This is a genomic window from Sulfitobacter sp. LC.270.F.C4, from assembly GCF_032922545.1.
In the GTDB taxonomy this organism is placed as follows: Bacteria; Pseudomonadota; Alphaproteobacteria; order Rhodobacterales; family Rhodobacteraceae; genus Sulfitobacter; species Sulfitobacter profundi.
Window position 1 is genome coordinate 2,531,569 of sequence record NZ_CP136692.1, and the last position, 25,364, is coordinate 2,556,932.

Here is a 25,364-nt window from a genome sequence, read left to right on the forward strand (position 1 = left end):
GGACCGCAATGGAAGGTTTCCTGTTCCAAGCCTCCGTCTATCTGGCTGCCGCCGTGATCGCCGTGCCGATTGCCGCGCGATTGGGGCTTGGGTCGGTGCTGGGCTACCTCGCGGCGGGCATTCTGATCGGCCCGGTGCTGGGCCTCGTCGGGTCCGAGACGAAGGACGTGCAGCATTTCGCGGAATTCGGCGTGGTGATGATGCTGTTCCTCATCGGGTTGGAACTGGAGCCCCGTGCGCTCTGGGACATGCGGCATCGGCTTTTGGGCTTGGGCGGGCTGCAGGTGCTGCTGTCGACAGCGGCGCTGATGGCCATCGCCATGGCCTATGACCAGCCGTGGCGCGTGGCGCTGGCGATTGGTCTGACGCTCGCGCTCTCTTCCACGGCGATCGTGTTGCAGACCCTGTCGGAAAAGGGATTGATGCGAACACAGGGGGGCAGATCCGTCTTCTCGGTGCTGTTGACCCAAGATATCGCGGTGATCCCCATCCTCGCCTTCCTGCCGCTGCTGGCCACGGGGCTTGCCGGGGGGATCATGCCCAACGGGGCGATTTCACTTGATCCCCAAGAGGTCGAGAACGCGCATCTGAGCGCGGAGGCCAGCCACGGCAATGACGCCGCCCATGCCGCCCAGACCTTTGTTCAAAGCCTGCCCGGCTGGGGCGTGACGCTGGTAACCATTGGGGCCGTAGCGGCGATCATCCTCGTCGGCATCTACCTGACCCGGCCCGTGTTCCGCTATATCCACCTTGCCAAACTGCGCGAGATGTACACGGCGCTGGCGCTGCTGATCGTGGTGGGGATTTCCTCGCTGATGACGGTGGTCGGGCTCTCACCCGCGCTCGGTGCCTTCCTCGCCGGTGTGGTCTTGGCCAGCAGCGAATTCCGCCACGAGCTAGAGACCGACCTTGAGCCCTTCAAAGGGCTGCTCTTGGGGCTGTTTTTCATCACCGTCGGCGCGGGCATCAACTTTGTCCTGCTGTTCGAAAAACCGCTAATCCTGATCTGCATGGCGCTTTTGGTCATCATCGTCAAAGCGCTGATCCTCATGGTGCTGGGCCGCCTGTTCCGTCTGAAAGGACGCGATGGCTGGCTGTTTACGCTGGCACTCGCGCAGGCCGGGGAGTTTGGCTTTGTGCTGGTCAGCTTCTCCCTCGCCACCGGTGTCATGCCCGACCCGATTGGCGAGACGCTCTTGCTGGTGGTGGCGCTGACCATGCTGATCACGCCGCTGCTGTTTATCCTGCACGACCTGATCAGCCGACGCCTTGACGACAGCGCCCCCGTCATCGCCGATGAGATCGACAGCAGCGGTCCGGTGATCATCGCGGGCGTGGGGCGCTTTGGGCAGATGGTGAACCGGATGGTACAGGCCAGCGGCTTTCAAACCGTCGTGTTGGACCACAACCCCGAGACCATCGCCGTCATGCGGCGCTTTGGCTTCAAAGGTTTTTTGGGTGATCCGACGCGGCCCGACATCCTGCGCAAGGCGGGTTTGCAAGAGGCCAGCGTGCTGGTGGTGGCGCTTGATGACCCGAAATCGGCGGTCTCTCTGATCTCCTACGCGCGCAAGGAGAACCCGCATGTGCATATCGTCAGCCGCGCGCGCGACCGCGAAGAGGTCTATCGCCACTATCAGGCCGGGTCGAATGACATCGTGCGCGAGATGTTCGACAGCTCCCTCAGGGCCGGGCGATATGTGTTGGAAAACATGGGGCTTTCGGATTTCGAAGCGAACGAGGCGCAAAAGCTATTCTATGCCCATGACCGGGATTCGGTCCGCGAATTGGCGGCCCTCTGGCGCCCAGATGTGCCCCCTTCGCAGAACGCCGCCTATGTCGCCCGGGCGAAAGAATTGCAGAAAGACTTGGAAACGGCCTTTCTCAATCTGGGTGAAAGCAAGGGCAAGGAAAGCGCCTGAACCGGGCAGCTAGCCCCCTTTCCGGGGGGCTGCCCGGCACCGCGCTATGCGTCGCTGACGCCCGCTTCGGCAAAGGTGGCCATCCCTGCGTGACAGGCAAGGGCGGTCTTAAGGATGCCGATCGCCAAGCCCGCGCCAGAGCCTTCGCCGAGCCGCAGGTTCAACTCCAGCAGCGGCTCCTTGTCCATCGCGCCCAGCAGACGCCGGTGGCCGCTTTCCGCGCTGAGGTGGCCCGCGACGCAGTGATCCAGCGCGCCCGGTGTGGTGCGCGCAAGGCCAAGCGCGGCGGCACAGCAGATGAAACCATCAAGGATCACCGGAATGCGCAGCTGCCGCGCCCGCGCCATGGCCCCGGCCATCGCGGCCAGTTCGCGGCCACCGAGGCGGCGCAGGCTCTCCAACCCGTCACCCTTGTCCGCGTGCAGGGCAACGCCCTCGGCCACGACGTCGGTTTTCTGCGACAGGCCCGCATCATCCACCCCGGTGCCCCGCCCGGTCCAGAATTCGGCCCCGCCGCCCAAGATCGCGCTGGCAAGGGCAGCGGCAGAGGTGGTGTTGGCGATGCCCATTTCGCCCACGACCAAAAGATCGGCCTCGGAGTTCACCGCCTCCCAACCTGCGCGCAGCGCTTCGAGGAATTCATCCTCGTCCATCGCGGGCTCAACGGTGAAATCCTTGGTCGGCTTGTCCAATGACAGCGGGACCACATCAAGGCTCGCCCCATTCATCCGCGCGATTTGGTTGATCGCCGCCCCGCCGTGCTGAAAGTTCGCCACCATCTGCGCGGTCACCTCTGCCGGAAAGGCCGAAACACCCCGCGCGGCAACCCCGTGGTTGCCCGCAAAAACGATGATCTGAGGCGCTGCAATCTCGGCCCGGGCACCGCTGCGCCAGCCTCGGTACCAGATCGCCAGTTCCTCTAACCGGCCTAGCGCACCGGGAGGTTTCGTGAGGATGCTATCATGGGCGCGCGCCTCTTCCATCGCGGTACTGTCGCAATCGGGCATCGCGCGCAGAAGGCTGCGAAATTCGGAAAGACTGGCGAAAGACGTGTTCATATGCGGCCCTTTGCGGATTGATATTCAATCGTTTCTAGCCTTAGCCTGTCGGCGCTGAAAGTGCCGAAGGGGCGAAATAATGGCCATTCCCGACATCACCACCCTAAGGCACGCCTTTCGCGCTCGCGACATCGCGGTGGCCTTTGCCCTGCTGACCCGCCTGCCCCTGCCGCATTTCCACTTCCCGACCGAGCCGCAGCGCCCACCGGCCTGCAGCGCTTGGGCCTATCCGCTGGTAGGCATTGTGCTGGCGCTGATCGCGGGGGCCGTGGGGCTGGCGTTAACGCGGATGGGGGCAACCCCGCCGCTGACAGCGGCTTTCGTGCTGCTTGCGTTGGTGATGCTGAGCGGGGCGATGCATGAAGACGGCCTCGCCGATTGCGCCGATGGGTTCTGGGGCGCTTGGACGGCAGAGAAACGGCTGCGCATCATGAAAGACAGCGTGATCGGCACCTACGGCGTGGTGGCGCTGGTGCTGTCGCTGTTGCTGCGGTGGTATCTGATCAGCGAACTGATCACGGATGAGGCGCTGATCTGGGCGCTGGTCATCGCCTCTTGCGGGTCACGCGCCGCGATGGTCTGGGTGATGGACAGCCTGCCGACGGTGCGCCGCGACGGGCTGTCAAACCGCACCGGCCGCCCCGGCGAATTGGCGACGGCGGTGGCGGTGCTGATCGGGGTGGTGGTGATCGTGGTTGCGCCGGACTATTCAGCATGGCGCTTGGCGCTTTTGGGGCTGCTCGGGGCGCTGGTGGTGCGGCAGATCGCCAAACGCAAGATCGGCGGGCAGACCGGCGATGTTCTGGGCGCGTCTCAACAGGTGACAGAGATTGCCCTGCTAACAGGCTGTCAGATGATGGCCTACGGCTGGCAGGCCATCCCCTAACGAAAAAACCGCGCCCCTAGGGGACGCGGCATGATCTCAACCTGCGGCGCTCTTAAGCGGCGACGCGGCTTTCCAGCACATCGCCCACCTGTTTCGCGGCGGCGAGTTCGTCGCCCCCCGAAACGGCGGCCACTTCGCGGGTCAGACGCTCAAGTGCGGCTTCGTAAAGCTGACGCTCGGAATAGCTCTGCTCGCGCTGGTCGTCGGTGCGGTGCAGGTCGCGCACCACCTCGGCAATAGCAATCAGATCGCCGGAGTTGATCTTTTGCTCATACTCCTGCGCGCGGCGGGACCACATGGCGCGCTTGACCTTGGCCTTGCCCTTGAGGGTCTTCATCGCGTGGTTGATCACGTCGGGCGTGGACAGCGCGCGCATGCCAATTTCGGTCGCCTTATGGGTCGGCACCCGCAGGGTCATCTTGTCTTTCTCAAAGGAAATCACGAACAGCTCCAGCGCGATGCCGGCAACTTCCTGCTCCTCAATCGAGACGATCTGCCCCACGCCATGCGCAGGGTAGACGACGAATTCATTGGGGCGGAAATCAAGCTTTTTCGATTTGGTCATATAGGTCGCTCCTTGGCGCGCGGGGGAAGCCCCGCCATTAACTCAGACACCTGAACAGCACGTAAAACGCATGCGAAGCGCAGCCTGAGCGGCCTGCGATCGGGTGCGTTTAATTTAGAAATGTGAGGTCAACCTTGGCAGCAGGGTCGAAACATTATCAGGCTCGTGTGTTACAGCTTGAAGACATCATAGCACAGAATCACGCCGTCCGAAAGCTACACCAAGTCCTACTTGGCGGTTTCCCGGTCATTCCAGCGGTTTAACCCGAAATCTTGAGGTCACAAAGCGGCAACAAAGCGCGAATCGGTTGGGCCTCAGCCGCCCTCGCCCGGCTTTTCCGAGAAGAGCTCCATCTTGCCCTCTTTGCCGTCCATCTCCTCTGCCTCGGGCAGCGGGTCTTTCTTGGTGATGATGACGGGCCAAAGCTCGGAATACTTGCGGTTAAACTCAACCCACTTTTCCATGTCCGGCTCGGTGTCCGGGCGGATCGCATCGGCGGGGCACTCAGGCTCGCAGACGCCGCAGTCGATGCATTCATCGGGGTGGATCACCAGCATGTTCTCGCCTTCATAGAAGCAATCCACCGGACATACTTCGACGCAGTCGGTGTATTTGCAGGCGATGCAGGCGTCATTCACGATATAGGTCATGCGGGAAACTCTGGCTGGGTATGTGAGGGACTAGCTAAACCGGGGCGCGGGATCATTCAAGGTGGCGTGCCTTAGAAAGATCAAGCTGCCTGCGGTCGCGCTTGGTCGGGCGGCCCTTTCCCTTAAAACCGGGATTTTCGGGCTGTCTGTCCTTTGGTTTTGGCTGCGGTGGGGACAGATCGGTATAAAGCGCCTGCGCCTCAGGGGCCGGACCCCGCCGCTGGCCTATTGCCTCGATCCGGATGACACGAACGTGATCACCCTGGCTGAAGGTCAGCACATCACCGGGGCCAACATTGCTGGCGCGTTTCTGGGTGGGGGTGCCATTGATCCGAACCGCGCCGCCCGCCACCTGAGCGGCAGCGAGCGAGCGAGTCTTGAAAAAGCGGGCGTGCCACAGCCATTTGTCCAGCCGCAGTTTCGCGCCCGCCTCCACTTACTTGTCGTCCTTCAGCCCCATCAGCGCGGCGGCAAAGGGGTTATCAGGGTCAATCTGCTTTTCCTTGCGCGGCGGACGCGCAGAGAAGTTTTGCGATTTGCCGCCCTTGTCACCACCGGGCTTGCGCCCCTTGCCCTTGGCGGGCTTGCCACGCGGCTTGCCCTGCCCCTGAGGACGGTCCCCCCCGCGGCGGTTGCCACCGGCATTGCCGCGCGGGCTGCGCGCCCAAGTGAAGATATAATAGGTCTCCAACTCCGGCCCGGCGACATCGGCGTCAGGTGCGGTGCCCTGCGGAATTTCTTCGGCCGGTACTTCAGGGATGTTGGTATCGACCTCGGGGTCTTCCGCCGCAACATCGGCCATAGGCGCAATGCCATCGTCGGGCATCTGGGCCACGTCCGCCGGGCGGTCGTCGGGGTTGGTCTCATCCGATGGGGTTTCGATGATACCGCCTGCGGGCTCCTCGGCGGCGACATCCATGATTGGCTTGTCTGCCGCGTCATCGCCGGGCAGATCGCTGTCGAGCTTTTCGGGCACGTTGGTATCGGCAGAGGGGTCCATTGCATCATGGCTGCCATCTTTCGGCATCACGACATCAACGGGTTTCACCTTGGTCCGCTCGTCTTTTTCCGCCTTGTACCCCAAGCCCTCCATCAGGTCGGCGAATTGCTCAAGCGTCATGCCCGTGATCGACAGCATGTCAGGCTTGGCTTCGAACCCACCACGGGAATCCTCGGCGCGCAGCATGTCGGCCAAACGCTCCAGCATGTCGATGCGGATCGCGCGTTTGCCTGCATTGCGGTAGCCCGACATGGTGTCGGCCCCTTCGGGCGCGCCGGTTTCGACCGGAATGGTCACCAGACCGGGAGGGGGCGATTCCGGGAACTCGTTCAGGCCCTTGCTGAGCGACCATAGCACCAAGCGCAGACGTGTCGGCGCAGGCTTGAGCATCAGCGGCATAAAGATAGTGAACTGGCCAAAGCGGATGCCATGTTTACGCAATGCGCCGCGGGCGTCTTGATCCAGCGCTTTCACGTCCTCTGCCACTTGGGCGCGCGGCAGAATGCCGAAATTCTCAACCAGTTGGAAAGCAAAGCCACGGGCCAAGCCGGTCAGCGTCTCATCCTTGCTCAGCCCCAGCAGCGGCTCGAACAATGCGGCAACCTTGCGGTCGATGAAGTGCTGCAGACGGCGCTTCACCTTCTCCGCCACTTCGGGACCGGCGATATCATCGACGAAAACCTCGACCTGCGGCTTCAGCGCGTCGCTGCCAGCGGTCAGTTTACCAACCGCAGCGCTGCCCCACATCAGGCCGCCCTGTTCGGTGAAATCGATCTCGGTATCGGGTGCGTTGTAGAACCGGTCGGCACGCAGATGGAACTGCGGAGCCAAGGCCTGCAATGCGGCGGTTTTCACCGTCTTGTCCTCGGCCGCGCCTGCGCCCTTGTCCACCCGAAAGCGGAACCCGTCCAGCTTGCCTACAAATTCACCTTCAACGGTGACTTCACCGGTCTCGTTTACATCGGCCACCATGGCTTCCTTCTGTCCAAGCCGGCGCAGCAATACGGATGTGCGCCGATCTACAAATCTTTGAGTCAAACGCTCATGCAGAGCGTCCGACAAGCGGTCTTCTACGACACGCGTCGTGTCGCGCCAATGGCTTTCGTCCTTTGTCCAGCCTTTGCGCTGCGCAACGTAGGTCCATGTGCGAATAAACGCGAGTCGTTTGGACAACGCATCAATGTCGCCATCGGTTCGATCAATTCTCTTGATTTGTCGCCCAAGCCAATCGTCGGGGATATATCCGCGCTGGTGCAGGTCGTTAAAAATGGTCTCTAAAAGCCCCGCATGTTCCGCGTGGCTGATGCCGCGAAAGTCGGGAATACGGCAGACATCCCAAAGTAGCCGCACCGAAGCGCCGTCGGTGGCGCGGGCAAAAACTTCGTCGACCTGCGCCAGCGCTTTCAAGGCCCGCAGATCATCGGATTCACGCGCCCGCACCAACCGCTCGTCCTCGGGGGGCAATTCCAGCGTCTGGATCAGCCGATCGATGCTGCCGAACTGCAGAGCGTGGTTGCGCCAGTTCACTTTGTTCTGCGGGGTAAAGTTGTGATCCATGATCGCGCGGGCCACGTGATCGTCCAGCGCAGGCGCATCTCCGGTGGTGCCGAAGGTGCCGGACTTAAACCCGCGCCCCGCCCGGCCCGCGATCTGCGCCAACTCATTCGGGGCCAGCGGCCGCATGCGACGCCCGTCGAATTTGGAAAGCGCCGAGAAGGCCACGTGATCAACGTCTAGGTTAAGCCCCATGCCGATGGCATCGGTGGCGACCAGATAGTCGACTTCTCCGTTCTGGTACATCTCTACCTGCGCATTGCGCGTGCGCGGGGAAAGTGCGCCCATCACCACGGCTGCACCGCCCTTTTGGCGGCGGATCAGTTCGGCGATGGCATATACATTCTCAACCGAAAACCCCACGATCGCGCTGCGCGGCTTCATTCGGCTTATCTTTTTCTGACCAGAATAGACCAATTCGCTCATCCGGTCGCGGCGCATGAAATCGACACCCGGAACCAGCGCCGCGATGGTGCCGCGCATCGTATCAGACCCCATGAACAAGGTCTCATGCAGACCACGCGCCCGCAGCAAGCGGTCGGTGAACACATGGCCCCGCTCGGGGTCGGCGCAGAGCTGGATCTCATCAATGGCCACGAAATCCGCGCCCATCTCTTGGGGCATCGCCTCAACGGTGCAGACCCAGTATTGCGTGCGCGGCGGCACGATCCGCTCTTCACCCGTGACCAGCGCCACGACCGACGGGCCCCGCGCCTTGACGATCCGGTCATAGACCTCGCGTGCCAACAGCCGCAGCGGCAGGCCGATCACCCCGGTGCGATGCGCCAGCATCCGCTCGATTGCATAGGTCGTCTTACCGGTATTTGTCGGGCCGAGAACGGCCACGACACGCTTATTGCCTGCCACCTGTTTATCCTTGAATTAAAGCTCGCGCCCGATGCCGTCCCTGCGCAGCCCCTCAAGGGCCGACCGAGCGTCATCGTGATGCGGGTTGAGGGCGAGCGCCCTGCGGTACAGCTCCGCCGCGCGGCCCAGATCTCCGAACTCCTGTATCATCACGGCAAGCCCGAAGATCGCGTTGTAGTTGTTGGGGTTCAGCGCCAGCGTCCGTTCCAGATCATCCAGCGCGGGACCATAGAGGTTGGCCGCATAATAGGCCTGCGCCCGCGTGTGGAACCCTTCGGCAAACTCGGGCGCGTGATCGGTCAGCGCAGTCAAATGCTCAATCGCCAACCGGCTGTCGCCATTTGCCATCGCTTCGCGCCCTCGCGACAGCAGCAAATCCATCGAGGCCGAGCCGGACCGCTGCCAATGCGCTTCGATCTCATGGGCGATTCTGGGGGCTTCGGCCGCCGGGGCCTCGCGCAGCTTTTGCATAAGCTCAGGCAGCGCCCCCTCGGCCACGGCCATGCCCGCAAGCAACACAAAGCCACCAACTGCCGCAACGGTATGTTTGAGGTTGACGGGTATGATGCGCATAACAAAACTGAATGTAACAGGCTGCCGCCGCAATTCCAGACGTAGCGGGGCCAAATGCCAAAAAAGGGCGAGCGATGAGCGATATTGTGAACGAAGCGGTTGTAGTGCTGAACGAAAAGCTGGCCGGCAGCGATTTTGACGGCACGGCCAAGTTCGACATCGAAGGCGAAGGCACCGTGATGATGGACGAAAACGGCGCCCGCGCTGCTGACGAAGAAGCGGATGTGACGCTCAGCGCCGACGCCGAAACCTTCCAATCCATCCTCGAAGGCGACACCAACCCGACCTCCGCTTTCATGACCGGTAAGCTCAAGATCGACGGCGACATGGGCATGGCGATGAAGCTCGCTGCTGTGCTCGGCTGATGCAGCTGGACCCGGCCCCGCTTTTTACCGATATCGCCCCCGGCCCCGAGGGGGGCCAAGCCCATTGGGCCGAGACATCGGATGGCAAGCGGATCAGGCTGGGTCATTGGCCCTGCGCCGGGGCGCGCGGCACGGTGCTGCTGTTCCCCGGGCGGACCGAATATATTGAAAAATACGGGCTTTGCGCCGCCGACTTCGCGCGGCGCGGCCTTGCCACCATGGCGATTGACTGGCGCGGTCAGGGTCTGTCGGACCGGCTACTGCCAGATACCCGCATCGGCCATGTGGATGTTTTCAGCGACTATCAAAAAGACGTTGCCGCCATGCTGCGCGCCGCGCGCAGCCTGAACCTGCCGCGGCCCTATTTCCTGCTGGCGCACTCCATGGGGGGCTGCATCGGGCTGCGCGCCGTGATGGAGGGGCTGCCGGTGCAGGCCGTCGCTTTCACGGGCCCGATGTGGGGCATCTATGTTGTCCCGCACCTGCGCGCCGTTGCTTGGTCCTTGGCGCAGTTCATGCCCCGGGTCGGACAGGGCCACCGCTTGCCGCCGGGCACCAAGATCGAAGCCTACCCCGCCATCGCCCCTTTCGACGACAACCTGCTGACCACCGACCCGCAGATGTACGACATGATGCGCGATCAACTGGCCGCCCATCCTGAGCTTAGCCTTGGTGGCCCCAGCTTCGTCTGGCTGCGCGAGGCGCTGGCCGAGACGAAGCACCTCGCCGGGCGGTCCGCGCCCAACATTCCTTGCGTTACCTACCTTGGCAGCAACGAGCGTATCGTCGCCACCGACCGGGTGCACAGGCGCATGGCGCAGTGGAAAGGCGGGCGGCTAGAGATTGTTCCGGGCGGCGAGCATGAGGTGCTGTTGGAGAGGCCGGAGCTGCGCAAGCCGATCTTCGACGGGTTGGAAAAGCTCTATCTGGGCAATATCGCCGGTTAACCCGGCCCAGGCGTCATTTTTCTGTGCAATCGGCCCGCGCCGCCTAGATTGCTTGGAATGACACGTGAACCCGTCCTTACCTTCACCGAAAACGGCATCTATTGCCCCGCCGGTGACTTTTACATCGACCCTTGGCGCCCCGTTGACCGGGCGTTGATCACCCATGGCCATGCCGACCATGCCCGCGACGGGATGGGCAGTTACCTTGCCACCCACGCTGCCCTGCCCGTCATGCGCCACCGCTTGGGCGAGATTGCCATTGAGGGCATCGCCTATGGCGAAACGCGCCAGATTGGCGGGGCGATGGTCTCTTTCCACCCGGCGGGCCATGTGCCCGGCAGCGCGCAGATCCGGGTCGAGGTCGCGGGCGAGGTCTGGGTCGCTTCGGGCGATTACAAGGTGATCGACGATGGCATGTCAGAGCCCTTTGAGCCGGTCCAGTGCCACCATTTCATTACCGAGAGCACCTTTGGCCTGCCGGTCTTTCGCTGGGCGCCGCAAGCCGAGGTGGCGGGCCAGATCAACGACTGGTGGGCGGGCTGCAAGGCCGCTGGCAAGATGGCTTTTCTGGGGGCCTATTCGCTGGGCAAGGCGCAGCGGCTCCTGTCGATGCTCGATCCCGCGATCGGACCGATCCTGACCCATACGGCGGTGGAAAATACCAATGCGGTGCTGCGCGCACAGGGCATCACCCTGCCCGAGACCACACTTGTGACGCCCGAGTTGGTGCCAAAGGAGCATCCCGGCGCGTTGGTGCTGGCGCCGCCCTCGGCCTTGGGCAGCCAATGGGCGCGGCGCTTTGGACCGCAGGAGAGCGCCTTTGCCTCGGGCTGGATGGCGCTGCGCGGGGTGCGCAGACGGCGCGCGGGGGATCGTGGATTTGTCATCTCGGACCATGCGGATTGGCATGGGCTGCTTTGGGCCATCCGTGAGACTGGCGCGGAAAACATATACGTAACCCATGGTTACACCGATATCTTCACGCGTTACCTTAACGACGAGGGCTGGAACGCGCAGGTCGTCCCGACCCAGTTCGACAGCGATGGAGGCGACAGCGAATGAAGGACTTTGCCGCTCTTTTCAATGCCGTCGACCAGACCACCAAAACCACGGTAAAGGTCGCCGCTTTGGCCGAGTATTTCACCACCGCGGCCGAAGAGGACCGCCTTTGGACCGTGGCGCTTTTCTCGGGCCGCCGCCCGAAACGCGCCGTCACCACGACCAAGCTTCGCGAATGGGCCTCCGAGGCGTCCGGTGTGCCGCTGTGGCTGTTCGAAGACAGCTACGCCATCGTCGGCGATCTGGCCGAGACCATCGCGCTGGTCCTCCCCCCGGTAGAGAACGACGACACCGGCACGCTGACCTCGTGGATCAACGCCCTGCGCGGGCTGAAAGACGAAGACGACGCGGCGCGCAAGGCATTCGTCCTTTCGGCTTGGCAACAGCTTGGCGGCACCGAGCGTTTCCTGTTCAATAAGCTTATCACCGGCGGTTTTCGCATCGGCATCAGCCAAAAGCTGATGACCCGCGCCCTGTCCCGCGCCAGTGGCCGCCCCGAGCCGGAAATGGCGCACCGCCTGATGGGTAACTGGCACCCCGATGACGTGACATGGCACAGCCTGATTGAGGCCGAAGACGCCAGCGCCGACGCCTCGCGCCCCTACCCTTTCTACCTCGCCTATGCATTGGAAGACGGACCGGAAGCCCTAGGCACCCCCGAAGACTGGCGCGCGGAATGGAAATGGGACGGCATCCGCGGCCAGCTTATCCTGCGCGATGGCGACTACTTCGTCTGGTCGCGCGGCGAAGAACTGATGACCGACCGCTTCCCCGAACTCGCCCGCGCCGCCGATCACCTGCCGCCGGGCACGGTGCTCGACGGCGAGTTGCTGGTCTGGCAGCCGGGGGCCGAATTCCCTTCATCTTTCAACGCATTGCAGGCCCGCATCGGACGCAAGACTGTGCCCAAAAAGCTGCTAAAGGAAGCGCCCGTGGTGCTGCACGCCTACGACCTGCTGGAATGGCAGGGCGAGGACATCCGCGACCGTCCCTTTGCCGAGCGCCGCGCGCTGTTGGAGCAGGCCGCAGCCGATTTGCCCGCCGACGCGCCCGTGCGCCTGTCGCCGCAGCACCAATTCACCGATTGGGCCGAGCTGGCCACCCTGCGCGACACCGCGCGAGAAGCGCAGGCCGAGGGGTTGATGCTGAAACGCGCCGACAGCCCCTACCTGTCGGGCCGCAAAAAGGGCGACTGGTGGAAATGGAAGCTTGATCCGCTCACCATCGACGCGGTGATGATCTATGCGCAATCGGGCTCGGGCCGCCGGGCGAACCTTTTTACCGATTTCACCTTTGCAGTCTGGAACGGCAATGATCTGGTGCCCTTAACCAAGGCATATTCCGGCCTGACGGATGCCGAGTTCCGCCAGATCACCGCATGGGTGCGCAAGAACACACAGCAACGCTTTGGCCCCGTGCGGCAGGTGACCCCGCATCATGTATTCGAGATCGCCTTTGAAGGCATTCAACCCAGCCCGCGCCATAAATCCGGCGTCGCCCTGCGGTTTCCGCGCATGTTGCGCTGGCGCAAGGACAAGCCGCTGCAAGAGGCCAACACCCTCGACGATCTGAAAGAAATGCTGCGCATCTACGGATAGGTTGTTCCGGCCCGCCCGGAGGCATAGATGTGACGAAACGCAAATGAGGTACACCGATGTTTCAGCTTCCCTTCCCGCTTCACGATGCCAACGCCAGCGCCGGGGGCAAAAACCTCGGCGATCTGCCGGAATGGGATCTGAGCGATCTTTACACCGCCGAAGACGCGCCCGAACTGAAGCGCGACCTCGACTGGCTAGAGGAAGCCTGCGCGCGTTTTGCCACTGATTACCAAGGCAATCTGGCCGCGCTCGACGCCAAAGGGCTGCTCGACTGTGTGCTGCGCAACGAAAAGATCAATCAGGTCGCGGGGCGCATCATGTCCTACGCGGGCCTGCGCTATTACCAGCAGACGACGGACTCAGGCCGGGCCAAGTTCATGTCCGACTGCCAAGAGAAAATCACCGATTACACCACGCCGCTGGTCTTTTTCACGCTGGAACTGAACAAACTGCCCGACGATCACCTTGCCAAGCTCTTGGACGAAAACCCGGATCTGGCACGCTACAAACCCGTCTTCGACCGTATCCGCGCCATGAAGCCCTATCAACTGTCGGATGAAATGGAGAAATTTCTGCACGACCTCGGCGTGGTCGGCGATGCTTGGGAGCGGATGTTCGACGAGACAATCGCCGGGCTGGAATTCGAAGTCGACGGCGAGACGCTCAACATCGAAGGCACGCTGAACCTCTTGACCGACCCCGACCGCAACAAGCGCGAAGCGGGCGCGCGAGAACTGGCCGATGTGCTGGGCCGCAACATCCGCACCTTCGCCCGCGTCCATAACACGCAGGTAAAAGAGAAAGAGGTCATCGACCGCTGGCGCGGGATGGAGACACCGCAGACCGGGCGGCACCTCAGCAACCATGTCGAGCCCGAGGTGGTCGAAGCGCTGCGCAACGCCGTGGTCGAAGCCTATCCGAAGCTGAGCCACCGCTACTATGAGCTGAAGCGCAAGTGGCTCGGCCTTGATGTGATGCAGGTCTGGGACCGCAACGCGCCGCTGCCGATGGAAGACCCCAAGGTGGTCGACTGGGCGCAGGCCGAAGCGACCGTGATGGAAGCCTATACCGCCTTTGACCCGCGCATGGGCGAGTTGGCCAAGCCGTTCTTCACCAAGGGCTGGATCGACGCGGGTGTGAAACCGGGCAAAGCACCGGGCGCCTTCGCGCATCCCACCGTGACCGACGTGCATCCCTATGTGATGCTGAACTACCTCGGCAAACCGCGCGACGTGATGACGCTGGCGCATGAGTTGGGCCATGGCGTGCACCAAGTGCTGGCCGCCGATCAGGGCGAGATGCTGTCCTCGACCCCGCTGACATTGGCCGAAACGGCCTCGGTCTTTGGCGAAATGCTTACCTTCCGCAAAATGCTCGACAAGGCCAAGACGCAGTCAGAGCGTAAGGTGCTGCTGGCTGGCAAGGTCGAGGACATGATCAACACGGTCGTGCGCCAGATCGCCTTTTATGATTTCGAGTGCAAATTGCACGAAGCGCGCCGCGGCGGGGAGCTTACGCCCGACGACATCAACGCGCTGTGGATGAGCGTTCAGGCCGAGAGCCTTGGGCCAGCATTCGAGTATATGGACGGCTACGAGACCTTCTGGGCCTATATCCCGCATTTCGTCCATTCGCCCTTCTACGTCTATGCCTATGCCTTTGGCGACGGGTTGGTAAACGCGCTCTACGCAGTCTACGCCGAGGGCGAGGAAGGCTTTGAAGAGAAGTATTTCGACATGCTGAAAGCAGGCGGTTCGAAACACCACAAGGAGCTTCTGGCCCCCTTCGGGCTTGATGCCTCTGACCCCGCCTTCTGGGACAAGGGGCTGTCGATGATCTCTGACATGATCGACGAATTGGAAGCGATGGAGGACTGATGTCCCTCGCCGAGCGCATGAAGGGCAGGTTCGCGCCGTTCTTTGCTTGGGTCCAAAGGCGGGTCCCGCCCGGATTCAGGTTTGCGCTCGGCCTGCTGCTGATCTGCGGCGGCATCCTTGGGTTCTTGCCGATCCTCGGCTTTTGGATGCTGCCGCTTGGTTTCATGGTGGCGGCGATGGATGTGCGGTTGTATCGGCGCTGGCGCTCTCTTCGGCGTCGGCGCCGGGCAATCCGCTCCTAACCTCACTTCAACTGGCTGTCTTTCGACCCGCGCCGGTTTATCCCGCCGCGCATCTGCGCCTGCCCGTCCCGCTCGCGCACGCAATCAATGCAAAGTTTCACCCCCGGCAGAGCGATACATCGTGCTTCGGGGATAGGCTCTTCGCATTCCGCGCAATGGGTCAGGCTCTCACCCACCGGCGCGCGGCGGGCTTTCAGCCGTGCCAATTCGTCCGATATGGATGCTTCGATCTGTTCGCTTACCGCGCCATCACGCGCCCATCCGCCTGCCATGTCACGCCCTCCTGTTGCTATGCTCATCATTGATATGGCGCCCGCGGGCCGCATGTCACGGATCTGCGCCCGACATCTATGCCAAGCCCTCGCTGCCCTCATCAGAGTGTAACAAATGGGGGGGCCTGCGCGAATATACAAGGTTCAAAGGCCGAGCCGATGCGCCGGAGGATAATTGCGCGAAACGCGACCGTACCGCCTGCCCGACATAAAAAAACACCCCCATAAGGGGGTGCAGTTGCTAGGCATTGGACTGTGAGTCAAGCAGCACGCAGGGTCGTATCTCCTTCATTTTGACGATTGATCAGGACGGACAGGGTAATGGCACTTTGAATGAGCCGTTGGCGAAGCTCTTGGCGCTGCCCGGCAGGGCGCAGCGGCACGTTGGTGCGCAGGTACACGGTCTGCGGCATGGCGCGCGGATGGTGCGTATAGGTCACCTCGACCACCGCCTCCACCCTGCCAAAGTCGCGGTCATGGTGGACACTGTGGAAACGCGCGCTGCAAATGTTTAGAACAGCGGGAAATTCATCGGAAGGATGACAGACGGTAACGGGTTCATAGCTGCGCCTACGGCGGATAATGTCACCTGCATTGAGGGACGCGATGGGGCCGGATGTTTCTGGCGCGATGGAGCGGCTTTGCATGTCTAATCCTCTTTCTACTCGTCTGTTCGTTAGTCTTCCCTTTCTGTGGGCTGTTGCGTTCCCTCGGGAGGTTCCGCTGTTGCCCAACCTGTATACATGTTGTCCGATCCAATTGAGGCAAGAATGGGGCAACAATTTGCCGACAATTGGGCAATCGTATAATTCGACAATCTTTTTTCACACGATCTATGCGAATGGAGCGCTTAACCCGCCTTTTCGACCTCTAGGAGCCAGGTCTCCTGAAGGCGGTTCTCGATTGCCTCAGGGAAGTGATCCCGCACTAGGGCAATGGCGTCGCCTGCCGGAAGCCCGGCCCCCATCAGCAACCAAGCCGCAATAAGTCCGCTACGGCCCGCCCCGTATTGGCACGACAGGGCCACCGTCTCCCCCGCATCCAACGCCTGCTCAAAACCGGCCCGACGTTCCGGCCATTGCGTCAGGAAAGCGTCGCCGGGCACATTGAAATCTTGGATCGCCGCGAAAGAAAGCCTCAGGCCAAGGGGTTGAGAAACTTTGGAAATCAAAGGAAACGCCCCCTCGGGAAGCTCTGCTTCCTCAGTCAGGATGAGCAATTGACGGGCGCCGGTCGCGCGCAACCCTTCCAAGGTTTCGGCCATTTGATGCGGATCAAGATAGGCAGAGCCATCGACATGGGTCAGCAGCCCCGGAAAGCCAGTCATCGCCAGATGCCCCCCACGCGGGGTCGGGATGACGGCGCGTATCGAGGTCGCTTCGGGATCGAAAAAAGGCAGATCGACAGACATGACAGCATCCATAAAATTTGAGTAAGCGCAGCGACGCCTGTATACATGTTAGTCAGGCAAGATGTGAACAGACCGAAGGATGCCGGGCAATGCTCAACCAAGTCAAATCCAGCGCTGCGATTGCTGACACGCTCCGGGCGGATATCTGCCTGAATCGCGACATTGCGGATGGTATGTTGCACGAGGTGGCCTTGGCGAAGCGGTTTGGCGTCTCCCGCACGCCCATCCGACAAGCGCTGCAACGGTTGGCCTATGAGCGGATGATCGCCGTTAAATCCGGTGTAGGCTCTGTCGTGACGCCCTTGGAGGAGTCGATGCGCGCTGACGATATCTGCGCAGCAGCGGCGATTATTGAGGCCGCAGCCAAATGCGCGCCCTCTAGCCCTGCGCCGCCCACGCAATTCATGTCGCTGGCCGGGCTTTTGGGGATGATGGACATCAGCCAGCTGGACCAAGCCGAGGCGTTTTTCGAGATACGCGCCCAGCTTTTGAATGCCCTATCCGAGATGATCGAGAACCCGATCCTCAGTGATGCTTTTCGCGCGGCCTATTGGCGTCTGATCAGGTGGTCGCTGCGGGATTTTGAAACCCAGCCACAGGTCCAGATTGCGCATCTGCGTGAGGTGCTGCAAACCGCGGCCCGCGCGATGAAGAGCGGCACCCTTGCCGCCTGCTTTGAACAGATTGCCGAAATTGAAAGCAGGGTTGCCGAACCGAGCCAGACGTAAAAAAGCCCCGCTCCTGGGAGCGGGGCCATCTATGTTAAGTTAGCCTAGAATTAGCTGGCCGCCATCATGCCTTTTTCCTTCGCCAAGTCGCGCATGCGCTTCTGCAACTTTTCAAAAGCACGTACTTCGATTTGGCGAATACGTTCGCGGCTGACATCATATTGCGACGACAGGTCTTCCAAAGTGACCGTTTCATCCGACAGGCGGCGTTGGGTCAGAATGTCCTTTTCACGGTCGTTCAACACGTCCAAGGCTTCGGCCAACATCTCACGCCGGGTTTCCAACTCGTCACGTTCGGCATAGTCGCCCGCTTGGTCGGCGTCTTCGTCCTCCAACCAATCTTGCCACTGCATCGTGCCTTCGCCTTCGGATCCGACGGTGGCGTTGAGCGAGGCATCCCCGCCCGACATCCGCCGGTTCATCGAAACGACTTCAGCTTCAGTCACGCCCAGTTGGGTCGCAATCTCTGTCACATTCTCGGGGCGCAGATCGCCTTCTTCCAGGGCACCGATCTTGTTCTTTGCCTTACGCAGGTTGAAAAACAGCTTTTTCTGACCCGAGGTTGTGCCAAGTTTCACCAGCGACCACGACCGCAGGATATACTCCTGAATTGACGCGCGGATCCACCACATCGCGTAGGTCGCAAGGCGGAAGCCCTTCTCCGGATCGAAACGTTTGACCGCCTGCATCAGGCCGACATTCGCCTCCGAGATCACCTCGGACTGCGGCAGCCCATAGCCCCGGTAGCCCATCGCGATTTTCGCGGCAAGACGCAGGTGCGACGTGACCATGCGGTGCGCGGCTTCGGTATCTTGTTCCTCGACCCAACGTTTGGCCAGCATGTATTCTTCCTCAGGCTCCAACAGCGGGAACTTGCGGATCTCTTGCATATAGCGGTTCAGCCCGCCTTCTGGTGTCGGTGCGGGCAGATTTGCATAATTTGCCATGTCTTGTCCCTTTCCCCAGTTTGATCGGGGCCTATGTTATTTCGCTTAACATGCAATATGGGCGGCCCCCTTCGTGCTTTCAAGACAGAAGCCTTCACGCTTTTGTTCATGGTTGCACAGCTTCTGTGAACAAAACGTAACCAATCCTAGGGCGGTTCCCTGAGGTGGCGGGGTCACGCCGACGGGGTTGCTGGCCCTTCACGAAGCAATTGTAACAGCGCTGCCATATCCGATGGCAAAGGCGCTTCGAAACGCAGGCTTTCGCCCGTCACTGGATGCTCAAACCCCAAAACAGCGGCGTGCAGCGCTTGGCGGGGGAAGGCGCGGATGGCGTCGGCGGTGGCCTCGGGCAAGGCCGCTTTGGCCAGCTTGCGCCGCCCGCCATAGGTCGCATCCCCCACCAGACCGTGGCCTGCGTGAGACATATGCACGCGGATCTGGTGCGTGCGCCCCGTTTCCAGCCAGCATTCCAGCAGCGCCAGAACGGGTGGCGTGCCGAAACGCTCAACCGTGCGGGCGCGGGTTACGGCGTGGCGGCCGCCTTGGAACAGCACCGCCTGCCGCTGGCGGTCGGTCTTGTGCCGCGCCAACTGGGTGGTCATGCGCAGGATATTCCCCGCCTCAAAGGACGCGCCTTTGACGCCGCGCAGACGCGGGTCATTGGCATCGGGCACCCCGTAGACGAGGGTTTGATAATACCGCTCAACGGTATGTTTTTCGAACTGCGCCGCCAGCCCGTGATGCGCCGCGTCGGATTTGGCGACAACCAGCAACCCCGTGGTGTCCTTGTCAATCCGGTGCACGATGCCGGGCCGCTTCATTCCGCCCACGCCCGAGAGATCATCGCCGCAGTGTGCTAATAAGGCGTTAACCAGCGTGCCGGAAGGCGACCCCGGAGCGGGATGCACCACCATGCCCGCTGGTTTGTCGATCACGATTAGGTCGTCATCTTCGAACACCACCGACAGGGGGATATCTTCGGGCAGGATGTGGCTCTCTGCCGCTTCTTCGACCGTGATCTGCACCACCTGCCCTTCGGCCACTTTGGCGCGGGGGTCTTGGACTTTGACACCGTCCAGCGTCACGGCCCCGTCGGCGATCAACCGGCCCAATCGCGTGCGCGACAGGTTCGCTTCCTCTGGCACATCGCGGGCCAGCGCCTTATCAAGACGGGCGGGCGGGCTATCGCCCAGAATGAAATCAATGCGGCGGTGAGACATGGACACGGACAACCCTGATGAACCGGCGAACCTGCGGTTTCTGCGGCGGATGGTGACGGTCTTGACCGTCGTGATGATTGGCGGGGTTCTAGTGCTGATCTTCGTGCTTGTCACCCGTCTGAGCGATCAAGGCCCGACCATGCCGCGCAGCATCACCCTGCCCGATGGCAGCAGCGCCCAAGCATTTACTCAAGGACGCGGCTGGTATGCGGTGGTGACGGACGCAGATGAAATCCTGATCTTTGACCAGTTGACCGGCGAATTGCGCCAGACGATCCCGATCGAATAATCAGCCGCGGATCGTTTTGGCGAAGGTCGAATAGATCGGCTCGTTGGAGCAGATAATCTCGCCGTGCTGCAGGATATTGCGCTCGGGACGGATCGCCTCGACAAGGCCACCGGCCTCTTTCACGATCAACATGCCTGCGGCCACGTCCCACGGTTTCAAACGACGTTCCCAGAAACCATCGTAGCGGCCCGAAGCGACGTAAGCCAGATCAAGCGAAGCCGCACCCCAGCGGCGCACACCGGCGCAAACGGGCAGAAGTCGGCCCAGATCTTTGAGCGTTTCGGGCAGGTCGGCGCGACCGCCGAAAGGCAGACCCGTGGCAAAGATCGACTCGATCATCCGGTGACGGCCCGACACCCGCAGACGGCCTTCGTTCATCCAAGCGCCGGTGCCCTTCTCGGCAAAGAACATCTCGTCCTTGGCGGGGTCGAAAACCACCCCGGCAACGATTTCGCCCTTATGCTCCAACGCGATGGAGACTGCCCAATGCGGCAGACCGTGCAAGAAGTTGGTCGTGCCATCCAGCGGGTCGACAATCCAACGGCGCGTGGGGTCTTGGCCCTCTTCCTCGCCGCCCTCTTCGGCCAGCCAGCCGTAGGTCGGGCGCGCGCCCATCAGGTCGTCTTTGATGATCTTCTCGGCGCCAATGTCGGCCTTGCTCACGAAATCGCCCGCGCCTTTGACCGAGACCTGAAGGTTCTCGACCTCGCGGAAATCCTTGACCAATGCACGCCCCGCTTTGCGTGCCGCTTTGATCATGATGTTAAGATTCGCACTGCCGATCATTGTTCGCGCCCTCTGATGGATAAGGCGGGACGTATAGGGCGCAAGAGCGCAATTGCCAAGGGGGCAGAAACCTAGGCCGCTGGGGCATTCTTACGCAGCGTGCGGGTTGTTTTAAAAGCACAAGGTGACACCTTGGACCCAAAGCAATCAGCCCGAAGGAAATCCCATGTCTGACCAGATGCAAAAAATCGTCCTCGCCAGCCGCCCTGACGGCGCGCCAACGCCTGAGAACTTCCGCCTAGAGAGCGCGAATATACCCCAGCCGGGCGACGGGGAAATCTTGGTCGAAGTGCACTACATGTCGCTTGATCCCTATATGCGGGGCCGCATGGATGATGCGAAATCCTATGCGCAGCCGGTTCCTATTGGCGGGCTCATGGAGGGCGGCAGCGTCGGCAAGGTGATCGCCTCCAATGATCCGAGCTTTAACGTTGGCGATTTTGCCTTTGGTGCCTTTGGATGGGCGACCCACGGCGTTGCGCCGGCCAAGCAGTGTCAAAAGGTCGATGCCGAAGCCATGCCGATCACCGCCTCGCTTGGTGTGCTGGGGATGCCCGGATTGACCGGTTGGTACGGGCTGAACGAAATCGGTCAGCCCAAAGAGGGCGAGACGCTTGTCGTCGCGGCCGCCACGGGGCCTGTCGGGTCGATCGTGGGGCAGTTGGCCAAGGCCAAAGGGCTGCGCACCGTCGGCATCGCGGGCGGGGCTGAGAAATGCGAGATCGCCACGCGCGACTTCGGCTTTGATGTCTGTCTTGACCACCGCGCCTATGATGACGCCAAATCCCTGCGCGCCGCGTTGAAAGAGGCCGCGCCGGATGGCATTGATATCTATTACGAAAACGTCGGCGGCAAAGTGCTGGATGCGGTACTGCCGCTGATGAACCCGCATGGCCGTATCCCGCTTTGCGGCATGATCGCGTGGTATAACGCAGGCGGGCTTGGTGCCGACGCCGAAGGGGCTGGCCTCACCGCGCCGCGGCTGTGGCGAACAATTTTGGTGAATTTCCTCACCGTGCGCGGCTTCATCATCTCGAACCACTGGAACCGCATGCCCGAGTTCCACCGCGAGGTGGCCCCGATGGTCGCGGCTGGACGTGTAAAAGTGAAAGAGGACATCACCGAGGGGCTGGAGAATGCGCCGCAGGCGTTCATCGACATGCTGAATGGCGGCAACACTGGCAAGGCTATCGTTAAGGTGAAGTAAGCCTTGCGCCTACCTTTGGCCCGGAATCAAGCCGCAGGCGCCGGGCCATCGCCTGCCCGTCCCCCGGGTAGGCGATTTGATGAGGCTAGGTGCTGCCCCTCAGAACGCCGCCTAGGCCCGCTGCAACTTCCGCGCCTCTTGCCCGGCCAGTTTCAACAACTCATCCATAAACGGTTTGCCCAGATCATCCTTGCGCACCGCCGCATAAAGCCGCCGCGTTATGCCCTGTGCCGTCAAAGGCCGCGTGACGTAATCCGACGAATATTTCACCTCGCGCACCACCCAATCGGGCAGGACCGACACCCCGCGATTGGACGCCACCAGCAGCAAGATCACCGCCGTTAGCTCGACCTGCCGGATCGCTGCAGGCTCGACCTTGGCGGGGATCAACAACTGGCTGAACACATCCAGTCGCGTCCGTTCCACCGGGTAGGTAATGAGCGTCTCACCACGAAAATCAGCCGCCTCCACAAAGGGTCTCTCGGCCAGAGGGTGGCTTTGCGATGCCACGAAAACCGGATTGTAATCAAAGAGTTCGACAAACTCGACCCCCGGCAGTTCTTCGGGATCCGATGACACCACCAGATCAACCTCTTCGCGCAGCAGAGCGGGCAGCGCGTCAAATGCCAGACCGGGGCGGATATCGACATCAACATCCTGCCAATGCCGCCGGAACTGCTCCAACACCGGGAAAAGCCACTCGAAACAGGCGTGGCATTCAATGGCAATATGCATCCGCCCCGTGCTGCCTGCCCGCAGCCCCGAGAATTCATCTTGCAAGGCTTCGACCTGTGGCAAGACCTGCTGCGCCAGTTTCAACAACCTCTGCCCGGCGGGCGACAGCTTCAACGGTTTTGAGCGCCGGACAAACAACTCAACCCCCGCCTGATCCTCCAAGCCCTTCACCTGATGACTTAACGCCGATTGCGTGATATTCATCTGATCCGCCGCGCGGGCCAGCCCGCCCGCCTCGTGAATGGCCTTGATTGTGCGCAGGTGACGGAACTCAATGTGCATGTGAGGCATTACTCATGTTCAAGATGAATGTTATGAGTTTGTCTCACAAGGCTAGATGTGAGACAAGACGTGAAACCGCCAAAAGGATCTCTCAATGACCACGCCTGCCGTTTCCTTCGAAGTCTTCCCGCCCCGCACCGTCGGCGCGGCGTTCAAACTGTGGGATGCAGCTCAGGCGCTGGCCCCACTGGCGCCGCGTTTCTTCTCGGTCACCTATGGCGCGGGTGGCACGACCCGGGATCTGACCCATGATTCGGCACATGTGCTGCACCGCACCTCCGGCCTGCCTGTCGCCGGGCACCTGACCTGCGTGGGGGCCAGCCGCGCGGACACCATGGAAGTCGCCGATAAATTCGCCGAAGCGGGCATCAAAGACATCGTCGCCCTGCGCGGCGATCCGCAGGCGGGCACCAACAAGTTCGAGCCGCATCCAGACGGTTTTGCCGATAGCTGCGAGTTGATCGAGGCGCTGGCGAAAACCGGCAAATTCACCATCCGAGTGGGCGCCTACCCCGACCCGCACCCCGAAGCGGCCGACCAGCAGGCCAATATCGATTGGCTGAAACGCAAGTTCGACGCGGGCGCGGACGAGGCGTTGACCCAGTTCTTCTTTGAAGCCGATACCTTTCTGCGCTTCCGCGACGCCTGCGTCAAAGCAGGCATCGACAAACCGATCACGCCGGGCATCCTGCCAGTGGTGAATTGGACCTCAGCCCGCAAATTCGCCGTCAAATGTGGCACGCCCATCCCGGAATGGGTCGACCAAGCCTATGAAGCGGCGATCCGCGATGACCGTCATGACCTGCTGGCCCAAGCCATGTGCACCGAACTGTGCAGCGAATTGATCGACGAGGGCGTGGACGCACTGCATTTCTACACGCTCAACCGCGCCGAACTGACCCGCGATGTTTGCCGCGCCATCGGTGTGACACCGCAGGTTGATCTGTCGGACGTCGCGTAAACTTGGCACCTCGGGCGCAGGGGCTTGCCCCTGCCCCCCTCGGGCGTATCCTCCGGCGAAATTCATCTGCCGGAGAAGACCATGCCCCGCATCGCCCAAAGCCCTGCTGACCTTTTGTCCCAATCCGAGGCCCTGAAACTGTCGGGGCTGGAGTTCATGCAGGCCATCCTCGACGGCACCAACCCCGGCCCGCCCATCGGCCAAACCATGGGCTATGCGCTGCATTCGGTCGAAGAGGGCCGCATCATCTTTCGCGGCGCGCCGAGCTTCGCCATGACCAACCCGATGGGCACGGTGCATGGCGGCTGGTACGGCACGCTGCTCGATTCGGCGATGGCCTGCGCGGTGATGACGAAAGTGCCGCGCGGCTCGGTCTATACCACTTTGGAATACAAGATTAATATCCTGCGGGGCCTGCCCTTGGGGATGGAGATCGACTGCATCGGCGTGACCGATCACGTAGGCCGCTCCACCGGTGTGGCGCATGGTGAAATACGCGGGGTCGAGGATGGCAAACTCTATGCCACCGGCTCAACCACCTGCATCGTGATGAAGTTGGGCTAACGCCATCCATGAAAAAACCCCGGCGTGGACGGCGCCACGCCGGGGTCAAAACTCTTTCGGCAAAGAGTTAACCGTTCAGATTAGTCCCAGAAACCTTCGTCAACGCTGGGCAGCGCTTCCAGTTCTTCTTCGCTCAGGCGGGTGACATAGGCATAGGTTTGGTCGTCGACCGCCACGAGGTTCACGTCGGGCGTGGAAATCATGACATGTTTGTCACCAATATCGAGGAAACCACCGACTTCGGCCACGATACCGACCATTTGGCCGTTTTTGGACAGAACGATGTCTTCGATCTCACCGATCTCGTTCCAGTCGGTGCCGATTTCGGCATATGCCGTGTTGGGGCTCCATTCGTCGCCGGCTTCGTTGATGGTGAAGATCTCTCCACCGGTGATATCCCGCGAGCGGATCAGATCGCCGCGCATCTCGTTCATCGCCACACTGTCGAGGTTGGAATGGTCGACCATATGGGCCTCTGCGAAAGCGGCGGTGCCTGCGATTGTTAGGGCAAGGGTGCTGGCTGTGAGCGTTTTCATGTCTCTCTCCTCTTCGTTAATTGCTGTGGTCACAACGAAAGCTGCGAATTAACGTTCCAGAAAAAGCTAAAATTAACTATGGATTAGGGCGGAAACGCTGGCGCGGCACCGCGCGGCCAGCCCTCGCGGACAGGTGCCAGCCTCGCTGGAAAGAGTGACCGATGTACTAAAGGGGGGGGATGGTACCACCTCCTGGTCTCGAACCAGGGACCTCTTGATCCACAATCAAGCGCTCTAACCAACTGAGCTAAGGCGGCACTGGG

General features: G+C 61.6%; 27 protein-coding genes and 1 tRNA gene. 13 read left to right on the forward strand and 15 right to left on the reverse strand.

Annotated elements, in window-relative coordinates; all coding sequences use genetic code 11:
• Positions 1 to 8: 8 nt before the first annotated feature.
• Positions 9 to 1,922 (forward strand): monovalent cation:proton antiporter-2 (CPA2) family protein, encoded by a 1,914-nt coding sequence (locus R1T45_RS16225; RefSeq protein WP_317389598.1) that lies wholly within the window; start codon positions 9 to 11, stop codon positions 1,920 to 1,922.
• A 44-nt stretch (positions 1,923 to 1,966) separates the two neighbouring features.
• Here R1T45_RS16225 and cobT read toward each other — a convergent pair whose 3' ends face one another.
• Positions 1,967 to 2,980 (reverse strand): nicotinate-nucleotide--dimethylbenzimidazole phosphoribosyltransferase, encoded by a 1,014-nt coding sequence (gene cobT, locus R1T45_RS16230; RefSeq protein ID WP_317389599.1) that lies wholly within the window; start codon positions 2,978 to 2,980, stop codon positions 1,967 to 1,969.
• A gap of 79 nt (positions 2,981 to 3,059) precedes the next feature.
• On the opposite strand from cobT, the gene cobS reads away from it, so the two are divergent.
• Complete coding sequence (gene cobS / locus R1T45_RS16235; protein WP_317389600.1) at positions 3,060 to 3,866, forward strand: adenosylcobinamide-GDP ribazoletransferase; 807 nt, start codon at positions 3,060 to 3,062, stop codon at positions 3,864 to 3,866.
• A 52-nt stretch (positions 3,867 to 3,918) separates the two neighbouring features.
• On the opposite strand, the gene R1T45_RS16240 is transcribed toward cobS, so the two are convergent.
• The 5 genes from R1T45_RS16240 to R1T45_RS16260 all read right to left on the reverse strand — a co-directional run bounded on the left by R1T45_RS16240 (position 3,919) and on the right by R1T45_RS16260 (position 9,075).
• Positions 3,919 to 4,431: a CarD family transcriptional regulator gene (locus R1T45_RS16240; protein ID WP_007120274.1), complete on the reverse strand. Its 513-nt coding sequence runs from the start codon at positions 4,429 to 4,431 to the stop codon at positions 3,919 to 3,921.
• Positions 4,432 to 4,745: 314 nt separating this feature from the next.
• Complete coding sequence (gene fdxA, locus R1T45_RS16245) at positions 4,746 to 5,081, reverse strand: ferredoxin FdxA (protein WP_067262482.1); 336 nt, start codon at positions 5,079 to 5,081, stop codon at positions 4,746 to 4,748.
• A gap of 52 nt (positions 5,082 to 5,133) precedes the next feature.
• Entirely contained in the window at positions 5,134 to 5,517 is a 384-nt protein-coding gene (locus R1T45_RS16250; protein ID WP_317389601.1) for an RNA-binding S4 domain-containing protein, read from the reverse strand.
• Complete coding sequence (locus tag R1T45_RS16255; protein WP_317389602.1) at positions 5,518 to 8,502, reverse strand: helicase-related protein; 2,985 nt, start codon at positions 8,500 to 8,502, stop codon at positions 5,518 to 5,520.
• Positions 8,503 to 8,517: 15 nt separating this feature from the next.
• Positions 8,518 to 9,075, reverse strand: a complete 558-nt coding sequence (locus R1T45_RS16260) for a tetratricopeptide repeat protein (RefSeq protein WP_317389603.1) — start codon at positions 9,073 to 9,075, stop codon at positions 8,518 to 8,520.
• A 74-nt stretch (positions 9,076 to 9,149) separates the two neighbouring features.
• Between R1T45_RS16260 and R1T45_RS16265 the strand changes: the two genes are divergently transcribed.
• Genes R1T45_RS16265 through R1T45_RS16290 form a run of 6 tightly spaced genes read left to right on the forward strand, consistent with a single transcriptional unit; the run spans position 9,150 to position 15,163 of the window.
• Positions 9,150 to 9,440 (forward strand): SCP2 sterol-binding domain-containing protein, encoded by a 291-nt coding sequence (locus R1T45_RS16265; protein ID WP_067262473.1) that lies wholly within the window; start codon positions 9,150 to 9,152, stop codon positions 9,438 to 9,440.
• Positions 9,440 to 10,387: an alpha/beta hydrolase gene (locus R1T45_RS16270; protein WP_317389604.1), complete on the forward strand. Its 948-nt coding sequence runs from the start codon at positions 9,440 to 9,442 to the stop codon at positions 10,385 to 10,387. The genes R1T45_RS16265 and R1T45_RS16270 overlap by 1 nt, the downstream gene beginning before the upstream one ends.
• A 57-nt stretch (positions 10,388 to 10,444) precedes the next feature.
• Positions 10,445 to 11,449, forward strand: a complete 1,005-nt coding sequence (locus R1T45_RS16275) for a ligase-associated DNA damage response exonuclease (protein WP_317389605.1) — start codon at positions 10,445 to 10,447, stop codon at positions 11,447 to 11,449.
• A complete protein-coding gene (locus R1T45_RS16280; protein ID WP_317389606.1) occupies positions 11,446 to 13,044 on the forward strand; it encodes an ATP-dependent DNA ligase in 1,599 nt (532 codons plus the stop codon). Before R1T45_RS16275 ends, R1T45_RS16280 begins: the two co-directional genes overlap by 4 nt.
• A gap of 56 nt (positions 13,045 to 13,100) precedes the next feature.
• Positions 13,101 to 14,921: a M3 family oligoendopeptidase gene (locus tag R1T45_RS16285; protein WP_317389607.1), complete on the forward strand. Its 1,821-nt coding sequence runs from the start codon at positions 13,101 to 13,103 to the stop codon at positions 14,919 to 14,921.
• Entirely contained in the window at positions 14,921 to 15,163 is a 243-nt protein-coding gene (locus tag R1T45_RS16290) for a hypothetical protein (protein WP_317389608.1), read from the forward strand. Before R1T45_RS16285 ends, R1T45_RS16290 begins: the two co-directional genes overlap by 1 nt.
• A 2-nt stretch (positions 15,164 to 15,165) precedes the next feature.
• Here R1T45_RS16290 and R1T45_RS16295 read toward each other — a convergent pair whose 3' ends face one another.
• The 3 genes from R1T45_RS16295 to R1T45_RS16305 form a co-directional block, all read right to left on the reverse strand.
• Complete coding sequence (locus R1T45_RS16295; protein ID WP_317389609.1) at positions 15,166 to 15,435, reverse strand: DksA/TraR family C4-type zinc finger protein; 270 nt, start codon at positions 15,433 to 15,435, stop codon at positions 15,166 to 15,168.
• Between the two features lie 260 nt (positions 15,436 to 15,695).
• The gene (locus R1T45_RS16300) at positions 15,696 to 16,082 is read right to left on the reverse strand and encodes a hypothetical protein (protein ID WP_317389610.1); all 387 of its coding nucleotides are present in this window, start codon (positions 16,080 to 16,082) and stop codon (positions 15,696 to 15,698) included.
• 203 nt (positions 16,083 to 16,285) lie between these two features.
• Positions 16,286 to 16,846 carry a hypothetical protein gene (locus R1T45_RS16305; RefSeq protein ID WP_317389611.1) on the reverse strand — a complete coding sequence of 187 codons (561 nt, stop codon included), beginning with the start codon at positions 16,844 to 16,846 and terminating at the stop codon, positions 16,286 to 16,288.
• A gap of 89 nt (positions 16,847 to 16,935) precedes the next feature.
• Here R1T45_RS16305 and R1T45_RS16310 point away from each other — a divergent pair, with 89 nt between their 5' ends.
• Positions 16,936 to 17,574, forward strand: a complete 639-nt coding sequence (locus tag R1T45_RS16310; RefSeq protein WP_317389612.1) for a GntR family transcriptional regulator — start codon at positions 16,936 to 16,938, stop codon at positions 17,572 to 17,574.
• Positions 17,575 to 17,624: 50 nt separating this feature from the next.
• Here R1T45_RS16310 and rpoH read toward each other — a convergent pair whose 3' ends face one another.
• Positions 17,625 to 18,521, reverse strand: coding sequence for an RNA polymerase sigma factor RpoH (gene rpoH / locus R1T45_RS16315; protein ID WP_067624486.1), 897 nt, complete (start codon positions 18,519 to 18,521; stop codon positions 17,625 to 17,627).
• Positions 18,522 to 18,694: 173 nt separating this feature from the next.
• On the reverse strand, positions 18,695 to 19,741 hold the full coding sequence (locus R1T45_RS16320) for an RluA family pseudouridine synthase (RefSeq protein ID WP_120350689.1): 1,047 nt from the start codon (positions 19,739 to 19,741) through the stop codon (positions 18,695 to 18,697).
• On the opposite strand from R1T45_RS16320, the gene R1T45_RS16325 reads away from it, so the two are divergent.
• Positions 19,740 to 20,030: a DUF6476 family protein gene (locus tag R1T45_RS16325; protein ID WP_300056525.1), complete on the forward strand. Its 291-nt coding sequence runs from the start codon at positions 19,740 to 19,742 to the stop codon at positions 20,028 to 20,030. The genes R1T45_RS16320 and R1T45_RS16325 overlap by 2 nt on opposite strands.
• Here R1T45_RS16325 and R1T45_RS16330 read toward each other — a convergent pair whose 3' ends face one another.
• Positions 20,031 to 20,816, reverse strand: a complete 786-nt coding sequence (locus tag R1T45_RS16330) for an inositol monophosphatase family protein (protein ID WP_317389613.1) — start codon at positions 20,814 to 20,816, stop codon at positions 20,031 to 20,033.
• Positions 20,817 to 20,982: 166 nt separating this feature from the next.
• On the opposite strand from R1T45_RS16330, the gene R1T45_RS16335 reads away from it, so the two are divergent.
• Entirely contained in the window at positions 20,983 to 22,023 is a 1,041-nt protein-coding gene (locus R1T45_RS16335) for an NADP-dependent oxidoreductase (RefSeq protein ID WP_317389614.1), read from the forward strand.
• Positions 22,024 to 22,134: 111 nt separating this feature from the next.
• On the opposite strand, the gene R1T45_RS16340 is transcribed toward R1T45_RS16335, so the two are convergent.
• Positions 22,135 to 23,040, reverse strand: a complete 906-nt coding sequence (locus R1T45_RS16340) for a LysR family transcriptional regulator (RefSeq protein WP_067624470.1) — start codon at positions 23,038 to 23,040, stop codon at positions 22,135 to 22,137.
• A 94-nt stretch (positions 23,041 to 23,134) separates the two neighbouring features.
• On the opposite strand from R1T45_RS16340, the gene metF reads away from it, so the two are divergent.
• Together metF and R1T45_RS16350 are read left to right on the forward strand one after the other, a co-directional pair.
• Complete coding sequence (metF, locus tag R1T45_RS16345) at positions 23,135 to 24,001, forward strand: methylenetetrahydrofolate reductase [NAD(P)H] (protein ID WP_317389615.1); 867 nt, start codon at positions 23,135 to 23,137, stop codon at positions 23,999 to 24,001.
• 81 nt (positions 24,002 to 24,082) lie between these two features.
• On the forward strand, positions 24,083 to 24,565 hold the full coding sequence (locus tag R1T45_RS16350; RefSeq protein ID WP_120350683.1) for a PaaI family thioesterase: 483 nt from the start codon (positions 24,083 to 24,085) through the stop codon (positions 24,563 to 24,565).
• A gap of 80 nt (positions 24,566 to 24,645) precedes the next feature.
• Here R1T45_RS16350 and R1T45_RS16355 read toward each other — a convergent pair whose 3' ends face one another.
• On the reverse strand, positions 24,646 to 25,101 hold the full coding sequence (locus R1T45_RS16355) for a PRC-barrel domain-containing protein (RefSeq protein ID WP_120350682.1): 456 nt from the start codon (positions 25,099 to 25,101) through the stop codon (positions 24,646 to 24,648).
• 180 nt (positions 25,102 to 25,281) lie between these two features.
• Positions 25,282 to 25,358: transfer RNA gene (locus R1T45_RS16360), tRNA-His, on the reverse strand.
• Between the last annotated feature and the right edge of the window lie 6 nt (positions 25,359 to 25,364).